Genomic DNA, 22,298 nt, shown 5'->3' with positions numbered 1-22,298 from the left:
GCCGCGACGAGATGGGCCTCCTCGGGCGGATGCTCGGCGAGGTGATCGCGGCGAACCTCGGGCAGCCGCGGGGCGCGGCGCTCGCGCAGAAGCTGCGGGGCGCCGTCGCCGTCCGGGCCGGCGGCATGGCCGTGACGATCCGTTTCGATCGCGGGCGGGTCACGGTGGCGCGGGGGAGCGATCCGCGGGTCACGGCACGCGTCAAGGGGAGCCTCGACGCGCTCCTGCAGGTCGCCCTCGGCCGCGGCGCGATCAAGTCGTTCCTCGCGGGCGAGATCGGCTTCGGCGGGAACCCGTTCTTCCTGCTCAAGGCGCTGCCGCTCTTGCGCGTCGCATCGGCCGGCGAGCGGGGCCGGAGGTAGGGGATGGACGCAGAGCGCCTGATCCACCTGTTCCAGGCCGCGGTCCCCCGCGAGCGGCTCGACGTCGATCCGGCGGCGCTCGAGGGCGCCGCCCGGGACCAGACCGAGTGCCCGGCGGGCCGCCCCGACATCGTCGTGCACATCGAGAGCGCCGAGGAGCTCGAGCGGGCGGCGCGGATCGCCATCGAGCACGGGATCCCGCTGACCCCCCGCGTCGCGGGAACGAACCTGGCCGGGCTCGCGATCCCTGCGCGGGGCGGCGCGCTCCTCGATCTCACCGGGATGAAGAGGATCCTGGCGATCAACGAGACCGACATGCTCGCCGTGATCGAGCCGGGCGTCACCTTCCAGCAGCTCGTGGACGAGCTCGCCGCGCGCGAGCTGCCGCTCACGATCGGCATTCCGCTGTCGCCGCCGGAGACCTCCGTCCTGGCCAACTGCCTGCTCGACGGGCTCGGCAACCTGTCGCTCCTGCACGGGACGATGGGCGAGTGGATCGCCGGGCTCGAGGTGATCCTCGGCACGGGGGAGGTGATCCGGACGGGCGCGTGGGCGCTGTCGGACGTCCCGTTCTCGCGGGCGCCTCTTCCGGATCTCACCGGGCTGTTCGTTTCCTGGCAGGGCGCGACCGGGATCGTGACGAAGATGGCGGTCCAGCTCAAGCCGAGACCGCCTCTGCGCAAGCGCCTGTTCATCCTCACCTACGAGCGGCGCACGACCTACGAGCTGATGCGGCGCCTCGCGAGGATGAAGCTGTTCGACGATATCGGCGGGCTCTCCTGGCCCACGGGCAAGATGCTGTACGGCGTGGCGAAGCCGCGCGCGAAGGATCCCGACGAGCCGGAGTTCTTCACCTACCTCGACGTGTCCGCCTTCTCGTCCGTGGAGCTCAGGCTCAAGCTCGAGACGGTGCTCGCCGAGCTGCGCGAGCTGCGCGAGCGGGGCGCCGCGATCGAGGATCCGTTCGACATCGAGACGCTCTGCGCGCTCAGCCCCCGCTTCGAGAAGTTTGCGGTGTTCCCGACGCGGCTCGAGTTCCTGGTCGACAACCCCGGCGGCGGGCTGACGTGGGTGGGCACCTACGGGCCGATGAGCCGTTTCGACAAGGCCGCGGATCTCGGCATCGAGATCATGGAGCGCCACGACTTCCCGCCCGTGATCGTGTCGCGGCCGATGAAGGGCGGGCACTTCGGTGTGCTCCGGTTCATCTCCACCTTCGCGCGGGACGATGCTGGCGACGTGGCGCGCGTCAGGCGGTGCAACGGCGAGCTGCTCGACATGGTGCTCGACCAGGGGTTCATCCCCTACAAGACGCCGGCGTGGGCCGTGGAGAAGATCCTCCCGCGGCTGTGGCCGGGGACCCACGATCTCATGCGCAGGATCCACGCGCTGCTCGATCCGAAGGGCGTCATGAACCCCGGTCGCTGGCGGCTCGATCCGTGAGCGGAAGGGGGGCGGGTGCGATGAGCCGGGCGCGGCCTGTCGGGATCGGCGACCCGGCCCCCGCCGCCGAGGGGCGCACGGACGAGGGCACGCCCATCTCGATCGCGGACTTCAAGGGACGAGCGCTCGCGGTGTTCCTGCTCGGGCGGGAGCTCAACCGCGCGGCGCGGGCGCTCCTCGCGCAGCTCGCGAAGCGCACGCCCGACTTCCTCGCCGCGGAGTGCAGCCCGCTCGCGATCTCCGCCGAGCCCGCCGAGATGCTGGCGGAGCTCCGTGACGCCTCGGCGCTGCCGTTCCTCCTGGTCTCGGACACCGAGCTCGGCATCCACCGCGCGCTCGCGGGAACCGTGCCGCCCGGCCCGTCCGGCGCGTGGCTGTTCGACCGAACGGGCGCCCTCATCGCCACGGTGCCGGCGCTCGGCGCCAAGGAGCAGGTCCCGGCGGTGCTGGCGGCGCTCGCGCGCCTTCGCGGGCGACAGGCGCCCTGATCGTTCGTCAGATGAAAAACGTGCCGGCCACGCCGAGGCCGAAGTAGAAGGGGAAGCTGTCCGCGCTGATGGTCGCGCACTGTTTTGTGGCTTCCTGCTCGGGGACCCCCGTGGCCGTGTTGCCCGACTGGTAGGCGAACTCCGTGCACTCCGCGACCCAGAACGGCTCGAAAACGTCGAGTGCGACGCCGAGCGAAAAGGCCGGCGCCACGTTGAAGTCCAGCCCCACGGTATAGGCGAGGTGCACCGCGTGCATGGAGGCGCTCGCGACCGTCGTGTTTTCGCTCTCTTGGTTCTTCGTCCAAGAGAAAAAGTACCCGACGTGCAGGCCGAGGACCGGATCGACGAGGTGTCTTCTCGCGAGCGGAAGGAACCGCGCGCCCAGGCTCGCGGCGAAGAGGAGCGCCTTGTCCACGAGCGGGTCGTCCTTCATGAAGAGCGGCGAGAAGGAGAGATCCAGATCCGCTTCGAGCCAGGAGAGGAAGAGGTACCCGCCGCGCAGCCCGGCGTAGACGCCGGTGTCGCCGTCGGTCGTGTGACAGCCCCAGCTCTCGGCCGACGCGCACAGGAGCGCTCCCGCGGTCAGGCCGAGGACTCCCCCCTTCGGCCGGTACGGCGGTTTCTGCGCCTCGGGCGCCGGGGCCGGCTCTGGCGTCGCGCCGGCTGGCGCCTTGAGCACGCACTCGCCTTCGGCCGTGCACCTCTCGTCGTCCGCGCACACCGGGTTGCAGCTCGAGACGCAGGCGCCCTCGTGGCAGAGGAACCCGGATCGGCACTTGGGGAAGCACTCGGCGGCCGGCGCCTCCTGCGCGCGCGCGCCGAGCGACGCCAGCGCGACGGCGACGGCGAAAGCGAGCGAGGGTCCGAGTCGATGGTTCCGCATGTGCGAGCCGCCTTTCACTCGTTGACGCGGCCGGGGTTCAGCTTCTTCTCGGCGTCGGCAGCCGCCTCGGGGGTGAGCGCCCACCGCGGCCGCACCGCCTTCTCGCCCTCGGTCCAGTCTAGGAACCTGAGCGAGTCGAACGCGCTCGCCGTCGGCTCCGCCCCCGGCCGCAGGAGCGCGAGGTAGTCCGCGAGGCTGGTCGTCGTCGGCCCGAACCCGTGGTTGAACAGGTACCCGCCGAGGTCCTGGAGCGCGCGGTCGGCCGAGGCGTAGCGATCCTCGGGGGCGCGCGCGAGCAGCCTGAGGGTGATCCGCGAGATCTCCTCGTCGATCCCGGCGACGAGCTCGTGCGGCGGCCGGAGGGGCTTTTCGAGCGCCAGCATCACCTCGGTGATCGCGCCGATGACGCTCCCCGAGAACGCGGGCCGCATGTTCGGGTTGAAACCGGTAAGCAGCTCGTACATGACGAGCCCGAGCGCGTAGAGATCGGATCGGGCATCGACCGGATCCCCGGTGAGCACCTCGGGCGCCATGTACGGCACCTTGCCCGCGATCTGGCCCGCGCCCTCCACGTCGCCGAGCACCGCGGCGATCCCGAAGTCGGACAGCTTCACGAAGCCGCGCTTCTCGTCGAGCAGGATGTTACCGGGGGAAACGTCCCGGTGCACGAGCCCGACGACGCCCCCTCCGAAATCGTAGTTGTGCGCGTAGCTGAGCGCGCGGAGCGTCATGAACGCGACGAACCCGACGATCTGCTCCGGGAGGCGGTGCTCGACCTGCCCCTTGAACGCGCGGTCCGTGCCGACGCCGCATAACTCCCGCAGCCCGTCGAGATCGAGCCCCTCGACGAACGCCATCGCGACGAACACGCGGCCCGCCTCGTCGACGCCCGAGTCGAGGTACTGGACGATGTTGTCGTGGGTGAGCCGCGACATGCGCAGCGCCTCGGCCGCGAGCGAGGCCTGGCCGGTCGTCGTCTCGGTGAGGAACTTCACGGCCACGGTCTGCGTGTGGCCGCCTGCGCTCGTGCGCTCGGCCTTCCAGACCTCGCCCATGCCGCCGCGCCCGATCCGGGAGAGGAGCTTGTAAGTCGACTTCGACGCGAACGTCGTGTCCTTCTCGAGCTTCGGCGGATCTCCGAACAGTCGTTTCATGAAAGGCATGACGATGTTTATGGCACAGTTTGAGGAAAGTGGCGACGGGCGGCGGTCACCCTACCACCCCTCTCCCCACCCGCACCCGGAGCCCGCCGTGGGAGAAGGTGAGGGCGGTGTCGAGGTCGAGGCGGGTGCGGCGGAGCAGATAGAGATCGGAGCACAGGATCGTGACGCGCCACCCGGCGCAGCGCTCGCGCAGCACGTCGCCGAGCCGCGTGTAGAGATCGCGCAGATCCCGATCCGCGCCCAGGCGGCGGCCGTACGGCGGGTTCGTGACGATCCAGCCGGGGCCGGCGGGCGGCTCGATTGCAGACACGGCGCGGTGCGCGAAGCGGACGAGCCCATCGACCTCGGCGCGCGCGGAGTTCTCCCCGGCCGCTCGGATCGCGCCCGCGTCCCGATCCGAGCCGACGATGAACGGCGCTGGTGCCGCCCTTCGGATCGCCGCCTCCGCTGAAACCGCTCGCCACAGCGCCTCGTCGAAGCACGGCCAATCCATGAACGCGAACCGCCGGTTGCGTCCGGGCGCGAGACCCTGCGCGAGCAGCGCGGCCTCGATCGGGATGGTGCCGGAGCCGCAGAACGGATCGAACAGCGGCGAGGCGCGATCCCAGCCCGACGCGAGGATCGCCCCGGCCGCGAGCGTCTCGCGCAGGGGCGCCTTGGCCACCGCGAGCCTGTAGCCGCGGCGGTGGAGCAGGGCGCCCGAGGAGTCGACGCTCGCCTCGCAGAGGTCGTCGACGATCCGCACGAGGACGAGCTGCGCGGGATCCTCGGCGTCGTCACCCGCCGGCTTGACCCGGGGCGACGCGATCCCGAGCCGATCCCCGACGGCCGCCGCCACGCGCTCCGCGACCGCGTCCGAGTGGTAGAGCTTCGATCCGCGGCACGTCGCGCGCACCGCCAAGGCTCTACCAGGCGGGAGGAAGCGCTCCCAGGGCAGGCGCGCCGCCTTCTTGCGCAGCTCCGAGAACGCAGCCGCGTGGAACGCGGGGAGGCGCACGAGCACGCGGCTCGCGGTGCGCGACAGGAGGTTCGCGCGGTACAGCGCGGCCGTGTCACCCTCGAACGCGGCGCCGCCCGCGAGGGTCAGAACGGCCCGATCCTCCGGCACGACAGCTGCGGTGCGCAGCTCGTCGGCGGCCAGGCGCTCGAGGCCCGGTGCGGTGACGGCGAAGAGCGTTTCCATGCAACAAAAGCCGGGCGGGCGATCGACAGGTGCGGAATCGGCCTACTGCTCCGGAGCCTCCTGCGCCTCGCCCTCACCCTCCTCCTCCTCCTCTGGCTGCTCCCCCGGCTGTTCCTCTGGCTGCTCCCCCGGCTGCTCCTCGACGCGCTCCGGTTCGGGCTCGAGCAGCGGCTCCTCGACCTCCTCGGCGGGCGGCTCCGGCAGCGCGCGGGCTTCGGCGTCGAACCGCCGCCCTTCGTCGGGCTGGTTCTGGGGTCGATCGGTGGCGGTCGGCAGCGGCACCGGATCGACTCCGTACGGGCCGCTGCCGGAAGGCGGCTTGAGATCGGGAAACCGCTCCTCGCGCGTCATCCCCGAAGGATCGACGTCGCCCGCTCCAGCGGCTCTCTCGTCCAACGCCGTGCCGCGTCCTGCCGTCCGATCCCCTGCGCGTGCGCTCGGTGTGGCGGCCGTGCGCTTCGCCCTGCGCTCCGCCCGCTCCGCTTCGCGGGTGCCCTTGCCGCGATATACCTTCGCCGGCGTGAACTGCGCCGACCCCAAGACGCCGCGATACCTGAAGCCGAAGTACCCGTCCGAGCGCAGCGCGCGCCTGAAATCGCTGCTCAGCTCCGGGAGCGTCGATACCACCATCTGCGCGGTCGGGCTCCTCTTGGCGTAGCCCTCGAGGAGCTTGAACGTGAGGTAGAGGTCCAGGCGGCTGCGCGAGAACGGATCCGCAAAAGAGATCGTGCCCTCAATCTTGGCGTCGAAGTCGGCCGACGCGACGGTGAACTTCTCCACCGCGCCGACGCCCTTCTTCACGTCGATCTCCCACGCCAGCTCCGAGACCAGCACCTCGTCGACGGTCATCGGCATGCCGCCGATGGTCGCGGGGTTCTTGCTGTCGCCGACCTTCAGCTGCCTCGCCGCGACGGAGATCCGCCCGTCGAAGTCCGCGAGCCGGCCGGTCTCCGATGTCAGCTCGACGCGGACATCGAGCGCGCCGCCGACCGCCACGGGGACCTTTCGCCGCAGATCGTGGATCTGGCGGAGCTGGATGCCGGTGGCCTGGACGGACAGGGCGACCGGCTCTCCGCCCTCGGCCTCCGCCTCGGCTTCCGCGTCCGGCGTCTCGCCGTCGGGCGCCGCAACGGGAGGCGCCGCCTGGCTGCGCCGTGCGATCTCCGCCGCGCGCCGCGCCGCGCCGGTTCTCGGCGGGAGCACCTCGTCCTCGCCGCCGAGGGGCCCCTCGTACGAGATCGCGATCTCCCCGCCGAGCAGCTCCGCCTCCACCTCCACGTCGAGCTGGCCAAAAAGGAAATCGATGAATCCGACGTCGATCTCGATCTCCTCGATGAGGTACTTCGGCTTGGGCGCCGGCTTCTCGGCGGGCTTGCCGTCCTCGTCGGTGTCCCCGCCGGCGGCGATCCGCTCGAACTCGGCCATCGCCGCGGCCTCCCTGTCCACCTCGCCCGCCTCGGACGCCGTCCCGATCTCGACCGCCTCGAGCGTGAAGGAGCCGGTGAGCGACATCGACACCTCGCCGATGCCCACCTCGCGCCCGAGCGTCGCCGCGAGCTTCTCCTCGATCTGCGGCTTGAACCTGTCGACCGGGAAGGTCCAGAACATGAACACCGCGAAGCACAGGAGGAAGAACGCCGGGTAGCCGACGAGCTTGACGATGCGCCACTGTGTGGAGGAGAGCATCATCGGCGCGCCTCCGGGGCTTGCTTCTCGTCCTCGTCGTCCTCGGGAGCGGGGGCCTCCGTGGTGTTTTCGTACGTCGAAATCGCGATGGTCACGTCGAACGCGTTCTCGCCGGGCCGGCGCTTGCGGACCTCGAGGTGCGTGACGGCGATCGGGAACCTCCGCCGGTTGCCCTCCACCTCCTCCATGAACTCGGTCAGCTGCTCGAGGGAGACCTCGCGCCATGCGACCTCGACGCCGTGCTCGGTCCACGCGTTGTCGCGGCTCTGATCGGGCAGCTCCTTGGTGTCCGGATCCGGCATGCCGATCTTCTTCACGACGCCGTCGACCAAGGTCCGCAGCGGGGGCGGCTTCTCCTTTCCGCGCGCCTCGGCCCGCTGATCCGCCGCCGCCGCCAGGCGCTCGGGCCCCTTGAGGGCGACGTAGCGCAGCGTCGTGGCGCGGCTCGCGTTCTCCTCCTCGATGTCGTCGATCGCGGATTGGACGAAGAAGGCGACGAGAAAAACCGCGACGAGAACCATGGCGGCGACCATGCCCGCGGCCATCTTCCGCTCTCGGGCGGACATCCCGGCAATCATGTTTCGCACGGACAAAGCCATCGGCTCACACTCCTAAGGGCACTTGCTGTCGATGTCCATCTGGTAGCTGCGTCGTTCGCCGTGGGTCTGCACCTTCCCTATGCGGATCGCCGTGAAGCACTCCTTGAACTCGGACAGCTTCTGCTGGATGAGGTCTGTCGGCGAGAGCTGCAGCTCCTCGCCGGCGGCTTCCCTGTCCTCGTCGCTGTCGCCCGGCTCGGAGGTGTCGTCCGCGTCCGCCGGCCGGAGCTCCGCGTCGACGAGCGCGCGGATGGTGACCCGCTTCGGCTTGATGTCGAGCAGCTCGATATCGTGCACGACGGTCGTCGGGATGCGCTTCGACAGCTCCACGAGCACCTCGAACGCGTCCCGGATCGGGATGGGCGCCTCCGCCGCCTGATTCCCGCCGGCGAGCTTCTTGATCTGCTCCTCGTCGACGAGCTCCCTTCCGAAGTAGCGGAGCGTCTCCTGCTTGAGCCGTTCCTCCTGCGCCTCGGCCGCGCCGACGAGCACGCGGTACTCGGCGTAGCTCGAGAAGATCCACGCCCCTGTCACTGCGAGCAGGAACACCGCGGCGAGGATGAGGCGGCGCCGCATGTGCGCGGTGTCGCCACGGAACGCGAGCGCTCCGCGCCGGAGGTTCAGGCGCTTCGACCGATCCTGGCTCTCGCGCCGCGCGAGGGAGTGGGCGAGCACCAGCGCCTCGGCCGCTATGGATCCGGAGGCCGCCGCGGTCGCAGGGAGCGCCACGCCCCACCTCTCGACCTGGAGGCCGAGCTCGTTCGAGAGGTACTGGTCGAAGCCGACCATCGCCGCGCCGCCGCCGCACAGGAGGACCCGCCGGACGCGCTTGCCGCCAGCGGCCACGTGCCCTGCGAGCGTGTTCCGGATCTCGCGGACGAGGGGCTTCAGCGCCTCGGCGAGGATCTGACCGACCCGTCCGGACAGCCCTTCGCGGTGCTTGTTCTGCTCCGCGAGGTGGAACGGCAGGTGCCCGGCCTCGGCGAGGCGCGTCGTGAGATCGCGGCCTCCGCGGAGGATCGTGCGCGACGTCGTCACCTCTTCACCGGCGACGAGGACGTTGGTCCGCAGGTGGCCGACGTCGACCACCGCCGTCGGCTCCGTGCCTTCGCCTTGCGCGAGGTCGACGGCGTACGCCAGCGGGGCCACGCCGATCTCCCGCGGGTCGAAGCCAGCTGCGGTCACGCCGTCCACGATCGCCTTGACCCGCTCCGTGCGAGCGACCGCCGTGAGGAGCGACACCCCCTCCGCCGATCGCCCGCGCTCGACCCAGTCGAAAACCGCGTCCTCGATGTCGAAAGGCAGCGCCTCGTCGAGCTCGAACTTGAGGACCTGCTCGATGCGCCGCACCGCGCCCGCGGGGAGGACGACCGTGCGGAGGGTCGCCGCATCCCCCGGCACCGCGCAGTGCAGCGATTCGGCCCCGAGCTCGAGCCGCGCGATGAGCCGCCCGGCCGCCGCGAAAACCTCCGCCTCGGACGCCGAGCCGTCGTCGCCGAGGAGCACCGGCTCGACCTGTGCCGCGACGACCTCGCTGCCGCGCAGCCCGAGCTTCAGCGCGACCGCCTTCACGCTGTGGCTGCCCAGATCGAGCCCTATGACGTTCTGGCCCATCCCTAGTCCATCCTCCAGTACAGCACCTTGCCGCCCGAAGCGGAGACCGACTTCGTCGGATCGAGCATGTCGAGCCCCTCCATGTCCACGACTACGTGAATGCGCCGGCGCGCGTTGCCCACGTTCCCTTCCGAGTAGATGGAGAACACGGTGCTCTGCGCCGTGAGCACCTGCCGCGCGCGCTTCTTGTTGGCAAGCGGCACGCCGGAGGTCGGGACGAGCCCGAACAGCGCCTCCTGCGGGTTCTCGATCGCCTTGACGAAATCTCCCGCGCTGCCGAACGGCATGAGCGTCCGGACGAAGAGTATGCCCTGGATGATCTGCATGAGGTTGAGCTGGACGGTGAAATCGCCGCAGGGACTCACGCCGGACTCGTCCGACGCGAGGTAGCACGCCTCGGCGAGCAGGGTCTGCGACGAGGCGGTGTTGACGTTCACGCGCCCCTTGCCCCAGACGGTCATGACGCGGCGTTCCGGATCCGTGGAGTCCGGGTCGACGAACGCGGACCAGAAGTCGTCGCCGATCCCCTCGACGAGGTGCAGCTCCTCGAGGCTGTCGTACGGCGCGTTCTTCCGCAGGTACGGCGCGTCCGGGTTGTCGTAGTACGTGGCGTCCTCGCCGCCGGACAGATCGCACAGCTCCTCGTCCGGATCCGCCCAGTCAATCACCTCGCAGACGATGTCCTCCCGGCCGAAGAACCTGTCGGAGCCCGTGTTGCGGTCGAACATCTCGTCGTACTGCGGCGGCGACATGAGCATGAGGAGCTGCTGCACGGCGAGGTCGCGGGCGTGCGGAACGGCCTGGCTGAGGTTGACCTGGATCTTGCTGTCCTCGTCCGTGATCTTCACGGCGAGCTCCTCGCCGGCGGGCAGCCCGAGCCCCTCCGCGCCCGAAAGATCGATCCCGGTCATGTCCGTCAGCATGCTCCCGCCCTCATCCTCGGCGCCATGCTCGCCGTCCTCGTCGCCTCGGCCCTCGTCCGGCGACGAGGTGAACGGCTCGAGGATGACGTCCGCGAACTGCCAGAACGGGAAGTTGAACTGTTCGCCGAGCAGCGGCTGCACGGACAGCATGAGCCGGCTCAGGTTCACGCCGGATCGAGCGATGTACTCGGCCTTGAGCGCGTCCCGCGCGTTCACCGTCGACATGACGGACACGCTGTTGTCCTCCATGAGGTCGACGGTCATCGCGCCGAGCACCGTGAGCGCGATGAGCACGAGCACGAGCGCCATGCCGCGCTGGCGGCGCATTTGGGTCGCGCGCCTCAATGCGACACCACCAGGGGCGCGCCCGGCACGTAGCCCTCCTTCAGGATAGGCGTGCGCATCGGGATCGGGATCTGCGTGGCGTAGGCGACGTCCTGGCCGCGACGGTCGCGGGCGACGATCCGGATGCGCACCTGCATCGGGAGCACTCCCGCCTCGCCGGTCGCCTCCGTCGTGTCCCAGGCGTCCTGCCACTCGTTCATCACGAAATCGAAGTACTGCAGGTCGAACGCGGTTACGTCCTCGATGAGCACGAGGAGCTGTCCGCCCTCGAGCGGCTCGGTGTCGAGCACCGGCGACTCCCGGCGCACGAGGTTCATCCGCTCGGGCTCCTCCCTGTCGGGCGCGAGGAAGTACCCGACCTCGCATTGATCCGATTCCTTGACGTCGAAATAGCGCCGCTCGTGGGTGAACGCCGCGAAGTCCACGCGATCCGTGTCGCCGTGATCCTCGCCGATGAACACCGTGTCGTGGGTGGGATCGAGCTGCGCGCGGTGCAGGGAGAGGAACGAGGACGTGAGGTCGCGCGTCAGCATGTCGAAGGCCACCCGCACCTGGTGGTGCTTGTCGTGCGCCTCCTGCACGAGCTCTCGCGTGCGCGCCGTCTGGCTCGACGCCGCCCAGATCGCGATGGCGATCATGCTCGTCACCGACAGGGCGATGAGCACCTCGATCAGCGTGAAGCCGCCTTCTGAGCCTCGTCTCTCCACCTACATCCCCTTCGCCCCGCGCTCACCGTCGAGGTTCTCCGTCTGCTCGCCAAGACCCAATTGCTCCGCCAAGTCGCCGGCCGCCTTCGCCCCCTGCGCCATCCCCAGCACCCCCTGCGTGGGGTGCGTGACGAACTGGACCACCGAGAGCTCGCGCTCCGCGCCGCCAGAGAGTTGCCACTCCACGGTCACGGTCACGCGCCGGATCGCCTGCTCGAGCAGATCGGCGACCATGGGGAGGAACGACGACACCATGTCCAGCCCCATCGCGCCCGCCGCCTCGTCGCCGCTCGCCTCGTCACCCATGCCGCCGCCGATCATGTCCCCGAACATCCCGCCGCCAAGGCCGCCGTCCGCGCCGCCCGCCATGAGCTGGCTCGCGTCCGGGAGCACGATCGTCTTGATCTCCCACCGGCAGGTGTAGTCCGCGGCGCTCGGGTCGTTCTCGAGCGCCTCGCAGCACGTGCCGGACTGCGTGACGTCACCCTCCTCGAACCCGCCGTTCTGCACGAACTCGAGCTCGAGCTCGCTCATGCGGCAGCGCGCGAGCTCGGTCGCCATCGTCGTGTGGCGCGCGAACTCGGTCGTGGAGATCGCCGAGAACTGGGCACCGAAGATCGACACGATCGCGACCGCGAAGATCAGCATCGCGACCATCACCTCGATGATGGTGAAGCCGTGACCCATCCCCCGGCCCCTTCCCGTTGCGGGAAAGGGAGCAGCCCGGGTGCCTCCCCCTCCCGGCTCGGGAGGGGGAACGAGGGGGCAGGTTCTCATTCCTCCGCCTCCTGCAGCTTGTCGAGCTCCTCCTCGGGCTCGAGCGCGAAGTCGTGGATCTGGGCGCGGCCGCTCAACGGGTGGATCTCGACCGAGTAGACGTGCGGGTTCTCCTCGTCGCCGTCCGCGAGCTGCACGATCGTGTGCTCCGTGACCCCGCCCGGGAAGTAGTAGACGTACGCCTTGCCGTCCTCGCGCGGCTGCCGCTCGTGGGGCGAGAACACCTTGAGGAAGCCCGAGTCGCCCGAGAGCTCCCGGGGCTCGCCGCTCTTGCCCTCCGCGGGCTGGAATTTCGGGCCGCGGTAGCCCGCCTTGCCGCCGGTCACGTCGCCCGACGCGCCCCGCGCGAGTGCCGCGAGGAACGGGTCCGTGATCTGGCCGCTCGTCATGCCGCCCATTAGCCCGCCGAGCAGCCCGCCACCGGTCGAGGTCGTGCCACCCGCGCTCATGTCGCCGCTCAGGCCGAGCGCGTCACCTGCCGCGTTCCCGGAGCCCGCGGGCATCATCACGGGCGCCGCGACGTCGTCGGTCCCGGCGTCAGGATCGAGGTCCGGCGCGTCCTCCCGGTGGAGCCCGGAGCCCGTCGCGTCGTCGCGCTGGAGCACGACGCGCCCGGTCGTTTCCTGCACCTGTATGGTCCGCGCGTCGAAGTCGAGCACGATGCGCGTCGTCAGCCCCTGCGTGACCGATCGGGAGTAGGCGAACCGCGAGGCCGCGACGAGCGTCGAGGCCGATGAGCGCAGGTCGGCCCGCGTGACCGCGCCCGCTCCGAGCGCGATCCCCGTCGTGGCGAGCGCGACGATCACGATGACGACCATCACCTCGATCAGCGTCAGCCCGCTCTGCCTCGTCCGTCCCATGGTGTCCCTAGTCCTTGCTCTTCTCTTTCTCGCAACGTATCGGTTCGCCGCTCTGGCCGTCCGGGCCGAGGGAGTACACGTCCGGATCCTTCGCGTTGCCGGCGCAGTCGACGACGTAGTCCTGTTCCCAAGGATCCTGCGCGCCCTTCGCGGCGTCGAGGTAGCCGTCCTTCAGATCCTCCAGCGACGGGCACTTGCGCGGGTGTTCGGCGATGTACATCTGCACCGCGGAGCGGATGGTGCACGCGCCGATGCGCGCGTCCTTCTCCTGTGCCGCGTTGAGCCGCGACACCACCGCGAGGGAGACGCCCGTTGCGATCATCGCCATGATGAGGATGACGATCATGATCTCGATGAGCGTCATGCCGCGCTCGGCCGCCCGTCGCACCGCGACGTTCCGAATTCCCGTGCTCCTGTCGTCCATTTTCTGTCCCTCCTTTGGGAAGTCCTATTCGAGTCCGTCCTACAGGCTCGAGATGTTGTCAGCCGCGGTCACGTCCCCGTCCGGCCCGCCCGAGACGACGTCCACCTCGGTCGGATCGCTGCGCGCGGGACAATCCAGGCGGTACGGCCTGTCCCACGGATCGTTCTCCACCCGCAGGTACGGTGCGATTCCGTCCGGCGGCGTCTCGGGCTCCGCGAGGCCGGACGGGCATCGGTTCGCGTCGGCGCGGAAGAGGCGCACCGCGTGGCCGATCCGCGAGACGTCGAGCTCGGCCTGCCGCACGCGCATCTCCTCGTCGATGCTGCTCACCGACAGCCCGGCGCAGCTCAGAACGCCGAACGCCACGACCGCCCACTTGAGGCGCCTCCCCCACTGGCCGAGTGCCTGCGGTCGGCGGTCCTTGTCCCCGAGCACGATGCCCCCCTTTTTCCTCATTGCACGAACTCGCTCATCTGCATCAGCGGCATCAGGATCGCCGCGGCGATGCTGCCTGCGCCGATCCCCATGAAGACGATCATCAGCGGCTCGAGGAGCGACGTCAGGGTCGCGACGCTGTTGTCCACCTGGGTGTCGTACGACAGCGCCACGTTCTCGAGCATCTCCTCGAGCTGCCCCGATCTCTCGCCGACCGCTATCATGTGCGTCACCATCGGCGGGAACCGCCCGGACGCCTTGAGCGGCTCGGCGATGCTCTCACCCTCGCGGATCGACGAGCTCGCGTCCACGATGACCTGCTGGAGCACGGAGTTGCCGAGCACGCCCTTCGTGATGTCCATGGCGGTGAGCAGCGGCACGCCGGAGGACAGGAGCGTTGCGAGCGTCTTCGAGAAGCGCGATACCGCGACCATCATGCTCAGCTTCCCGAACAGGGGCGCCCAGAGCACGAACTTATGCCACTTGATCTCCCCGGACCTGGTCTTCTTCCACTTCCTGAAGCCGACGATCGCGATCACGAAGAGCGCGAGCAGGAGCCACCAGAAGCCCTGTATGAAATCGCTCGTCGCGATGAGCGCCCGCGTCGGCAACGGCAGCATCTCCTCGCCGAAGGTCTGGAAGATGGAGGTCATCTTCGGGACGACGACCACCATCATGACCGATATGATGATGACCCCCATGACGCCCATGACCGCCGGGTAGGCCATGGCGGACATCACCTTCCCCTTCAGGCGGTTCTGCGCGCTCATGAAGTCCGCGAGCCGTCCGAGCACCTGCTCGATGGTCCCCGATTGCTCGCCCGCGTTCACCATGTTGCAGTACAGCGTGTCGAAGTACTTGGGGTGGCGGCCGAACGCATCGGCGAGGCTCATGCCCTGGTTGACCTGATCGCGCACGTCTATGAGCGCGGTCTTGAGATCCGGCTTGTCGCTCTGATCGATGATCGCGTTGAGCGCTTCCACGAGCGAGATCCCGGAGCGCGTCAGCGTGGCGAGCTGGCGGGTGGCGAGCTCCACGTCCGTCTTCTTCACGCGCTTGAAGAGGAGCTTCCTGAAATCCACCGCGCGCCGGTCTTCGGCCGTGCCCTTCTCGGAGAGCTCCGAGATGAGGATCCCGTCGCGCTTGAGCGCGGTGCGCAGGGCCTTCTCGTTGTCGGCGTCGCGCGTCCCATGGACGTTGCGGCCGTCGGCCCTGCGGATCCCCTGGTACTGGTAGAGTGGCACTGCCCTTGCCCCGCCTTCAGTTCTCGTCCACGTGCGTCACGCGCAGCACTTCCTCGATGGTCGTCGTCCCGGTGAGCACCTTGCGCGCGCCGTCGTCGCGCAGGTTCACCATTCCCTCCGCCTTGGCGACCCGCTTGATCGTGTTCGAGTCGGAGTTGCGCAGAATGTTCGTCCTGATGTCGTCGGTGATCATCACGAGCTCGTACAGGCCGGTCCGGCCGACGTAGCCCGTGCCGAGGCACTCGTCGCACCCGACGGCCCGGTAGAGAGAGACCCTGCCGGGTCGGAGCGGGCGGATGGGGGGCACCTTGGCCGCCGCCGCCTGGTATACGGGCGTCTTCGGGGCGGACGACGGTTCGTACGGGTTGTCGGGATTCACGCCCAGCTCGATGAGCTGATCACGCGTCACGTCGTACAGCTCCTTGCAGGACGGGCACAGCACGCGCACGAGCCGCTGCGCCTGGATGCCGATGATCGAAGAGGCGACGAGGAACGGCTCGATGTCCATCTCCACGAGCCGTGTGAGCGCGCCGGGCGCATCGTTCGTGTGGATCGTGGACAGCACGAGGTGGCCGGTGAGCGACGACTGGATCGCGATCTCTGCGGTCTCGCGATCGCGGATCTCGCCGACCATGATGACATCCGGATCCTGACGGAGGAATGCGCGCAGCCCGTTCGAGAACGTGAGGTCGATCTTCGGGTTGACGTGCATCTGCCCGATCCCCTCGATGTCGTACTCGACCGGATCCTCGACCGTGAGGATGTTCTTGTCGGGCGTGTTGATCTGCTGGAGGCCCGCGTACAGCGTCGTCGTCTTCCCCGAGCCCGTCGGGCCGGTGACGAGGATGATGCCGTGGGGCCTCCGGATGAGGCTGTGAAACAGGTGGTAGTGATCCGGCCAGAACCCGAGATCCTCGACGTCGTGGAGCACCGACTGCTTGTCGAGCAGACGCATCACGACGCGCTCTCCCTGGCTCGTCGGGATGGTGGACACGCGGACGTCGATGCTCTTGCCCGCGATCTTGAGCCCGATGCGGCCGTCCTGCGGAAGCCGCTTCTCGGCGATGTTCAGCTTCGCGAGGATCTTCACGCGGGAGATGATGGACGGGAGGAACGCCTTCTTCGCGGTCTTTGCGACGTACATGACGCCGTCGACGCGGAAACGGACGCCGACCTCCCGCTCGAGCGGCTCGATGTGGATATCGCTCGCGCGCTTCTTCACCGCTTCAAAAAACAGCGTGTTGACCCAGCGGATGATCGGCGCCTCGTCTTCGACGTCGATGAGATCGGTGAGCTCCTCTTCGTCGGCCACGCCTTCGCCGTCGAGATCCGCGCCCTTGGCCGAGCGCTCGTAGACCGTGTTGATGGCCTCTACGATGGCGTCGCCGGGTGCAACGACCGCCTCGATCGGGCGGCCGAGAATCGCCTGCACCGCGTCGAGCGACGGGATGTCGAACGGGTTGGCGCACGCGACGCGCACGCCGTCGGCGGACTCCTTGAGCGGCAGGACCCGGTTTGCCTTGGCGAAGCCGATGGGCAGATCCGCGATGAGAGTGCTGTCGACGTCCTCGTTGCGGATCGCCTCGAGGTGGTCCAGCCCCATCGCCGCGGCGACGGCCCGCCACAGCTGCTTCTCCTCCATGATCTGTGAGGAGACGAGGTGCTCGACGAGCGTGCCGCCCTTCTCTGCGAGCGCCCCGTGCGCCGTCTCGAGTTGAGCGGCGGTCAGCGCCCCCTGCTCGACGAGCATCTCGCCGATGAACATGTCGCGCGGCGCGGTCAAGGCACGTTTCTCCCCTGCTCGCGGACGAACCCGGGTGGCGTCATCACCTCGACCGGCTCCGACGGCGCCCCGCTCGTTTCGTCGCCCTCGCCGACGCCCTCGCCGATGCGCATCCCCGGCGGCAACTCGATGGGAGACTTCGGGTTGTGGCCGTCCGCGGGGACGCCGGTGCTCATCTGCCGCAGCTCCTCGTCCTTCTGGGCCTGGCCAATCACCTGATCGACCACGGCGATGGCGCCGTTCGTCCGCGACCAGTCGAGATGCGGATCGTACCTGTGGTACTCGAACGCGGTGTACCTTTCGATGAACTCCCGCCGCTCGGCCATCTTGCGGCTGAAGATCTCCCTGAAGTCCTCCGCGCTTCGCACGATGTACGGCGTCAGGAAGATGAGGAGGTTGCGCTTCTTCGTCAGGCTGCTCTTGTGCCGGAAAAGCATCCCCAGGATCGGGATGTCGCCGAGCACCGGGACCTTCGTGGTCGTCTCGACCTGGTTGTCCGTGATGAGGCCGCCGATGACGATTGTCTGTTGATCCGCCACAACCGATGTCGTGACCGCGTTCTGCTTGGAGATCGTAGGGCCCGTGATCGGATCGATCGATTTCACCTCACTGATTTCGAGATCGATCTCGAGTCGCACCTGGTTGTCGTCGTTGATGTGTGGCGTCACCTTGAGCGTGATGCCGACGTTCTGCCGGCCGATGGAGCTGCCGAGCCCGCCGTAACCGCTGAGCGCGGCGAGCCCGGTCAACGCGCTGGTCGAGTCGGTGTTCGTTCGGCCGCCCAAGGAGCCCAGGAGCGACGACGCGTTCATTCCCTGCTGGACCGGGACGTTCTCGCCGACCTGGATCGACGCCTCGATGTTGTCCGTCGCGAGGATGTGCGGCGTGGAGAGGACGTTGACATCCGAGTTCGTCTGAAGCGCGTGCAGGGCGACGCCGAACGCCGGCACCGACACGCCGACGATGTCCTCCGAGCCGTCGATCTCCGGACCGACGACCCCCGCGGCGAGGCCGGTCAGCGCTGGCACGCTCAGCACCTGTGAGAAAGAGTTGGACGAATCGCCGGTCTGGGACGAACCGTAAACCAGCGACTGGTCGTTGCCCGAACCGACTGTATTGCCGCCGTGCACACCGAGCCCGATGTCTCGGTTCTTGTCGAGGCTAACCTCCATGATTACGGCTTCAACGAACACTTGGCGCTGCATCGTGTCGAGGATCTCGATGACTGTTTTCAGGCTCAGGTAGTCCCGAAGCGACGAAACGATGACGAGAGAGTTCGTCGCCTTGTCGGCCGAGATCTGCATCTCGCCCTCGAACAGCGCCGCGCCTTCGCCGATCGCCGCCGCCGCCGGCGCCGCGGCCTTGCCGCCCTCCTTCTTGCGCCCCGCAGTGGAGCCGCCCGCTTGGCGCGACAGGTTGCTCAGCGTCTTGGCGAGCTCGGTGGCGTCCGCGTGCTGGAGCTTGTGGACGTGCAGCGTGCCCTCGCCCGCGATCGGGACGTCGAGCATCTTCACGAGCTCGAGGATGCGCAGGTAGGCGTGCTCCGACGCGACGATGATGAGCGAGTTCGTCCTCTCGTCGGGAATGATCTTGGAGATCTTGGTTTCGCCGTCGCGCTCTCCGAAGACGCCGCCGCTTTCCGCCGCCGCGGCCTTGCCTTTCTTCGGGCGAGTCGTCGTGCCTGCCGCAGACGCGCCGGCCGCCTTGCCGGAACCACCGCCCGCCTGATCGAAGATCTGCATGATCCTATCGGCGAGCTCGGTCGCCGACGCATAGTTGACCGGCTCGATCCAGATCTTCTCGCCCGTGCCGGGCACGTCGAGGAGCGCGACGAACTTGAGCAGCCTGCGGATGGACGTGCCGTAGTCCGTGATGATGAGCGTATTGGTCGGCGCGTATACCGTGATGTCGCCGTCCTGCGACTTGAACCGGTCGAGCACCGGGGCGAGATCCTCGGCGGCGACGTTCTGGAGCGGGTACAACTGCGTGACGATCTGGTCGCGCGCCGGAGCGGTTCCGGTGAGGACCGGCGTGTTCTGCTGCGTCGAGCCGCCCACGGGAAGGATCTTGAGGTAGCGCCCGGCCGGCACGACGACGAGGCCGTTGACCTGGAGCACGCTGAGGAACGCCTGGTAGGCTTCCTCGGCCGTGATCTTCGTCGGCGCGTAGATCGTCGCCTTGATGTTCGGCGCCTTGCCGCCGAGGATGAAGCTCTTCCCGGTGATGTTGCCGATGATCTTGATGAGCTCGATGAGATCCGCATCGACGAGGTTGAACGCGAACCGCGTCCCGGGCTTCGGCTTCTGGTAGTCGATCCCGATGGCCATTTCGCCCGCGTCTTTGACGTTGCCCCAGGGATCGGTTGGATCGCCGATCGCGCCGCCGGACCCTCCTGCCGGGGTGGCGCCGGTCGCGCCGCCGGACCCCCCTGCCGGATCGCCTCCGCTCGCCGCGCCTGCACCCTTCTTGCCGGCCGCGCTCCCGGTCTTTCCGGGGGCCGACTGGGCCGACGCCGCGGCTCCGGGGACCTTCTTCTTGATGTCGCGGGCGCGCAGAACGCCTGGCGTCGGGCGGACGTTCGTTCCCGGCACGGCGCCGTTGTCGTCGACCTCCACGCCGTCCGCGGCACCACCCTTCGGCTTGGTCTGCGCGGCCGCCGCGAAGCCCGCCTGCCCGACGAACAGGAAGACGGCCAAGGCGAGGATGAGACCGATTCCAGATGGATTTCGTTTCATAGTGTTTGAGAAATCTGCAAGTCTCGTGCCGCCTGGGCCATCGAAAAACTAAAACGATTTCTAATGGTTGAAACGCGTAGTCGCAGCGCGACATCCCTTTTGGGACAAAATGTCAAATGCCGGCCGCCGGCCATGACCGGTTGTCACGCCCGCGCCCGGCGGTTGACACTGCGTCGGTCGAACCCGTAGGCTGGGCGCCTCAAGAAAGGCGAATGCGATGGAGCTCAAGAGACTCGACCCGGCGGATCTGGAGATCATCCTCGGCACGCTCAAGGAGTTCGCCGAGCGCGAGATGCCGTTCGACAAGCGGCACGAGTGGGATCGGACGGACGTGTGCCCGGCGGAGGTGGTTCGCAGCATGCTGAGCGAGGAGGTCGGGCTCCACCTCGTGTTCATCCCGGCCGAGTACGACGGCATGGGTGGCGGCGCGTACGACGTGTACCGGCTGTCCTGCGAGTTCGCGAAGATCGATCTCGGCGTGGCCACGTCGATGCTCGCGGTCGCGCTCGGCACGGATCCGATCCGCGTCGGGTGCACGCACGAGCAGAAGCAGAAGTGGATGACGCGCATCGCGAACGAGGGGTTGATCGTGGCGTACGGCGTCACCGAGCCCGAGGCCGGATCCAACGTGGAGAACCTGAAGACCAAGGCCGAGCGGATCTGCGACGCGGGCGGGAACGTCACGCACTACAAGCTGAACGGCGTCAAGCAGTTCATCTCGAACGGGGCGATCGCCGATCTGTACACGATCCTGGCGAAGGCCGAGGGCGGCCCGACGTTCTTCGTCGTGGAGCGCAACACCCCCGGCCTTTCGCCCGGCAAGCAGGAGGAGAAGCACGGAATCCGCCTGTCCAATACCTCGCAGGTCGTGCTCGAGGACGTCGTCGTCCCGGCCGCGAACATCGTCGGCACCAAGGAGGGGGAGGGGATCAAACAGTCGAACGAGGTGTTCGGCTTCACCCGGCTCATGGTGGCGGCGTTCGGCCTGGGCGGCGGCCTGTCCGCGCTCGGGAAGGCGATCGCCTACTCCAAGGAGCGCAAGCAGTTCGGCACGTACCTGTGCGAGAAGCAGGGGTACACGCACAAGCTGCTCGTGCCGCACAGCGTGAAGCTCGCGGCGGCGCAGGCGTACATCGAGTACGTCGCGGGGTTGCTCGATTCGAGCGAGACGGATCGGCAAGTCGAGGGCTCGGTCGCGAAGCTGTTTGCCACCGAGGCGGGAAACGCGGCGGCCGAGGCGGCGATCCAGGCGCACGGCGGCTACGGCTACTGCGCCGAGTACGAGGTCGAGAAGATCAAGCGCGACACGCGCATCCTCACGATCTACGAGGGCACCTCCGAGATCCAGCAGAACATCATCGGCGTGTTCAGGATGCGCGAGAACGTCAAGTCCAAGGGCGGCTTCTACAACGGGCTCGCGGAGCGCGTCGCCGGCCTCGAGGCGGTGAACGGCCACCTGGTGGCCAAGGCCGCGCGCTTCCTGTCCGAGTGCACGATCGCCGCGTTCCACGGCAAGCTGACGCGGCAGCAGCACGGCGTGTTCGAGCTCGCGCTCGCCATGGCGGACGCGGAGACCGCGGTCGCCCTGTGCGAGGCCGCCTCCAAGGGTGACGATCTCCTGCGCGCCCAGGCCCGCGTGTGGGCCGCCGAGGTCGCTGTGAGCGTACCGGTGCGCCTGCTCGAGCTGTTCGCGGGCTCCGGGCTCTTCGACGCGGCCAAGATCGCGGCGCTCATCGAGAAGGCGGATCTGCCGGGCGCCATCGTCGCGCAGGCCGGCGCGCTCAACGACATGGACCTCATCGCGAAGACGATCACGGCGTAATCGCCGGCGGCGGGGATGGCGTTCGACTGAAAAAGGAGTGTGAAATGTTGGAACGATACGCTCTCGGTTTCGCGCTGGCAACCGCGCTGGCCGCCCTCGCCGCGGCGTGCGGCGCCACGCAGAAGGACGCGACCTTCCGGATCCAGAACCCGGACGCGGATCTGCTCGTCGGCGCCGCGGTGCTCGGAATGATGCAGGAGGGGCACGATTTCACGTTCGATCCGGCCACCGGCACCGTGACCAGCGCCATGCTGGCCTCGGGCTCCGCGAACGAGGTCCAGTACAACATCGTAGCGATCCCCGCCCAGGACGGGCTCGAGATCACGACGACCGCCCTGGACGCGGAAGGCAAGATCGATAGGCACGTCCCCGCCTACACGGCGGCGTTCAAGTCGCTCGTGGACGACATCATCCACTTCATGGACGCCTCGGCGCTCGCCCTGGTCGCGCAGATGAACCGCAACGGCTCCTGGACCATGATGGACGGGATGGTGCGCGTCGGTCCGAACGTCGAGGCCGGCTGCGAATCGGTCGGAACGGTCACCGTGCCAGTGGTCAAGGTGATCGCCGCGCCGATGTACTTCAAGCAGATCAACTTCACCGGCATCGCCGACAAGCTGGCGCGCGTCATGACCCTCCAGAAGGGCGGCAACTTCTTCCAGCCGACCGCCTCGAACGTCAGTTACGCGCCGGGAGGCTTCTCGGCGGCCGCGGACCAGAAGCTGCACGGCACCGCGTACCGGTGCCCGGCGGGATCCGCCGCCCCGCCGCCGCCGGCCTCCACCGCGACGCCGATCTGAAGCGATCCGCCCGCCCGAGCCG

The 22,298-nt window shown here is 68.6% G+C and carries 20 protein-coding genes; 5 read left to right on the top strand and 15 right to left on the bottom strand.

What is annotated here, in order from left to right; translation table 11 throughout:
* The 3 genes from M0R80_06495 to M0R80_06485 all read left to right on the top strand — a co-directional run.
* A partial coding sequence (locus M0R80_06495) for an SCP2 sterol-binding domain-containing protein (protein MCK9459271.1) occupies positions 1-362 on the top strand: 362 nt, incomplete at its 5' end.
* A 3-nt stretch (positions 363-365) separates the two neighbouring features.
* Entirely contained in the window at positions 366-1,805 is a 1,440-nt protein-coding gene (locus M0R80_06490; protein MCK9459270.1) for an FAD-binding oxidoreductase, read from the top strand.
* Positions 1,806-1,825: 20 nt separating this feature from the next.
* A complete protein-coding gene (locus M0R80_06485; GenBank protein MCK9459269.1) occupies positions 1,826-2,293 on the top strand; it encodes a redoxin domain-containing protein in 468 nt (155 codons plus the stop codon).
* 7 nt (positions 2,294-2,300) lie between these two features.
* On the opposite strand, the gene M0R80_06480 is transcribed toward M0R80_06485, so the two are convergent.
* The 15 genes from M0R80_06480 to gspD all read right to left on the bottom strand — a co-directional run bounded on the left by M0R80_06480 (position 2,301) and on the right by gspD (position 19,654).
* Positions 2,301-3,176, bottom strand: coding sequence for a hypothetical protein (locus tag M0R80_06480; GenBank protein ID MCK9459268.1), 876 nt, complete (start codon positions 3,174-3,176; stop codon positions 2,301-2,303).
* Between the two features lie 14 nt (positions 3,177-3,190).
* Positions 3,191-4,330 carry a serine/threonine protein kinase gene (locus M0R80_06475; GenBank protein ID MCK9459267.1) on the bottom strand — a complete coding sequence of 380 codons (1,140 nt, stop codon included), beginning with the start codon at positions 4,328-4,330 and terminating at the stop codon, positions 3,191-3,193.
* 55 nt (positions 4,331-4,385) lie between these two features.
* Positions 4,386-5,522, bottom strand: coding sequence for a THUMP domain-containing protein (locus M0R80_06470; GenBank protein ID MCK9459266.1), 1,137 nt, complete (start codon positions 5,520-5,522; stop codon positions 4,386-4,388).
* Positions 5,523-5,564: 42 nt separating this feature from the next.
* On the bottom strand, positions 5,565-7,211 hold the full coding sequence (gene gspN, locus M0R80_06465) for a type II secretion system protein GspN (GenBank protein ID MCK9459265.1): 1,647 nt from the start codon (positions 7,209-7,211) through the stop codon (positions 5,565-5,567).
* Positions 7,208-7,795 carry a hypothetical protein gene (locus M0R80_06460; protein ID MCK9459264.1) on the bottom strand — a complete coding sequence of 196 codons (588 nt, stop codon included), beginning with the start codon at positions 7,793-7,795 and terminating at the stop codon, positions 7,208-7,210. The genes gspN and M0R80_06460 overlap by 4 nt, the downstream gene beginning before the upstream one ends.
* Positions 7,796-7,819: 24 nt before the next feature.
* On the bottom strand, positions 7,820-9,421 hold the full coding sequence (pilM, locus tag M0R80_06455) for a pilus assembly protein PilM (GenBank protein MCK9459263.1): 1,602 nt from the start codon (positions 9,419-9,421) through the stop codon (positions 7,820-7,822).
* A 2-nt stretch (positions 9,422-9,423) separates the two neighbouring features.
* Positions 9,424-10,671, bottom strand: a complete 1,248-nt coding sequence (locus tag M0R80_06450; GenBank protein ID MCK9459262.1) for a type II secretion system protein GspK — start codon at positions 10,669-10,671, stop codon at positions 9,424-9,426.
* A gap of 14 nt (positions 10,672-10,685) precedes the next feature.
* Positions 10,686-11,396, bottom strand: a complete 711-nt coding sequence (locus tag M0R80_06445) for a prepilin-type N-terminal cleavage/methylation domain-containing protein (GenBank protein MCK9459261.1) — start codon at positions 11,394-11,396, stop codon at positions 10,686-10,688.
* Entirely contained in the window at positions 11,397-12,083 is a 687-nt protein-coding gene (locus M0R80_06440; protein ID MCK9459260.1) for a prepilin-type N-terminal cleavage/methylation domain-containing protein, read from the bottom strand. It abuts the gene before it with no gap.
* A gap of 86 nt (positions 12,084-12,169) precedes the next feature.
* Positions 12,170-13,033, bottom strand: coding sequence for a prepilin-type N-terminal cleavage/methylation domain-containing protein (locus tag M0R80_06435; protein MCK9459259.1), 864 nt, complete (start codon positions 13,031-13,033; stop codon positions 12,170-12,172).
* Between the two features lie 7 nt (positions 13,034-13,040).
* Positions 13,041-13,457 (bottom strand): type II secretion system protein GspG, encoded by a 417-nt coding sequence (locus M0R80_06430; GenBank protein MCK9459258.1) that lies wholly within the window; start codon positions 13,455-13,457, stop codon positions 13,041-13,043.
* A gap of 39 nt (positions 13,458-13,496) precedes the next feature.
* Complete coding sequence (locus tag M0R80_06425) at positions 13,497-13,913, bottom strand: type II secretion system protein GspG (GenBank protein MCK9459257.1); 417 nt, start codon at positions 13,911-13,913, stop codon at positions 13,497-13,499.
* Positions 13,910-15,136, bottom strand: a complete 1,227-nt coding sequence (gene gspF / locus M0R80_06420) for a type II secretion system inner membrane protein GspF (GenBank protein MCK9459256.1) — start codon at positions 15,134-15,136, stop codon at positions 13,910-13,912. Before gspF ends, M0R80_06425 begins: the two co-directional genes overlap by 4 nt.
* Positions 15,137-15,152: 16 nt before the next feature.
* Complete coding sequence (gene gspE / locus M0R80_06415; GenBank protein MCK9459255.1) at positions 15,153-16,919, bottom strand: type II secretion system ATPase GspE; 1,767 nt, start codon at positions 16,917-16,919, stop codon at positions 15,153-15,155.
* Entirely contained in the window at positions 16,916-19,654 is a 2,739-nt protein-coding gene (gspD, locus tag M0R80_06410; protein MCK9459254.1) for a type II secretion system secretin GspD, read from the bottom strand. The genes gspE and gspD overlap by 4 nt, the downstream gene beginning before the upstream one ends.
* Positions 19,655-19,871: 217 nt before the next feature.
* Between gspD and M0R80_06405 the strand changes: the two genes are divergently transcribed.
* Complete coding sequence (locus M0R80_06405) at positions 19,872-21,476, top strand: acyl-CoA dehydrogenase family protein (protein ID MCK9459253.1); 1,605 nt, start codon at positions 19,872-19,874, stop codon at positions 21,474-21,476.
* A 44-nt stretch (positions 21,477-21,520) separates the two neighbouring features.
* The gene (locus M0R80_06400) at positions 21,521-22,276 is read left to right on the top strand and encodes a hypothetical protein (GenBank protein ID MCK9459252.1); all 756 of its coding nucleotides are present in this window, start codon (positions 21,521-21,523) and stop codon (positions 22,274-22,276) included.
* Positions 22,277-22,298 lie beyond the last annotated feature (22 nt).

It is taken from the genome of Pseudomonadota bacterium (genome assembly GCA_023229365.1).
GTDB lineage: Bacteria > Myxococcota_A > Polyangia > JAAYKL01 > JAAYKL01 > JALNZK01.
The sequence above is the reverse complement of the archived record's forward strand: the minus strand, read 5'-3'. Positions and strand labels throughout refer to the sequence as shown.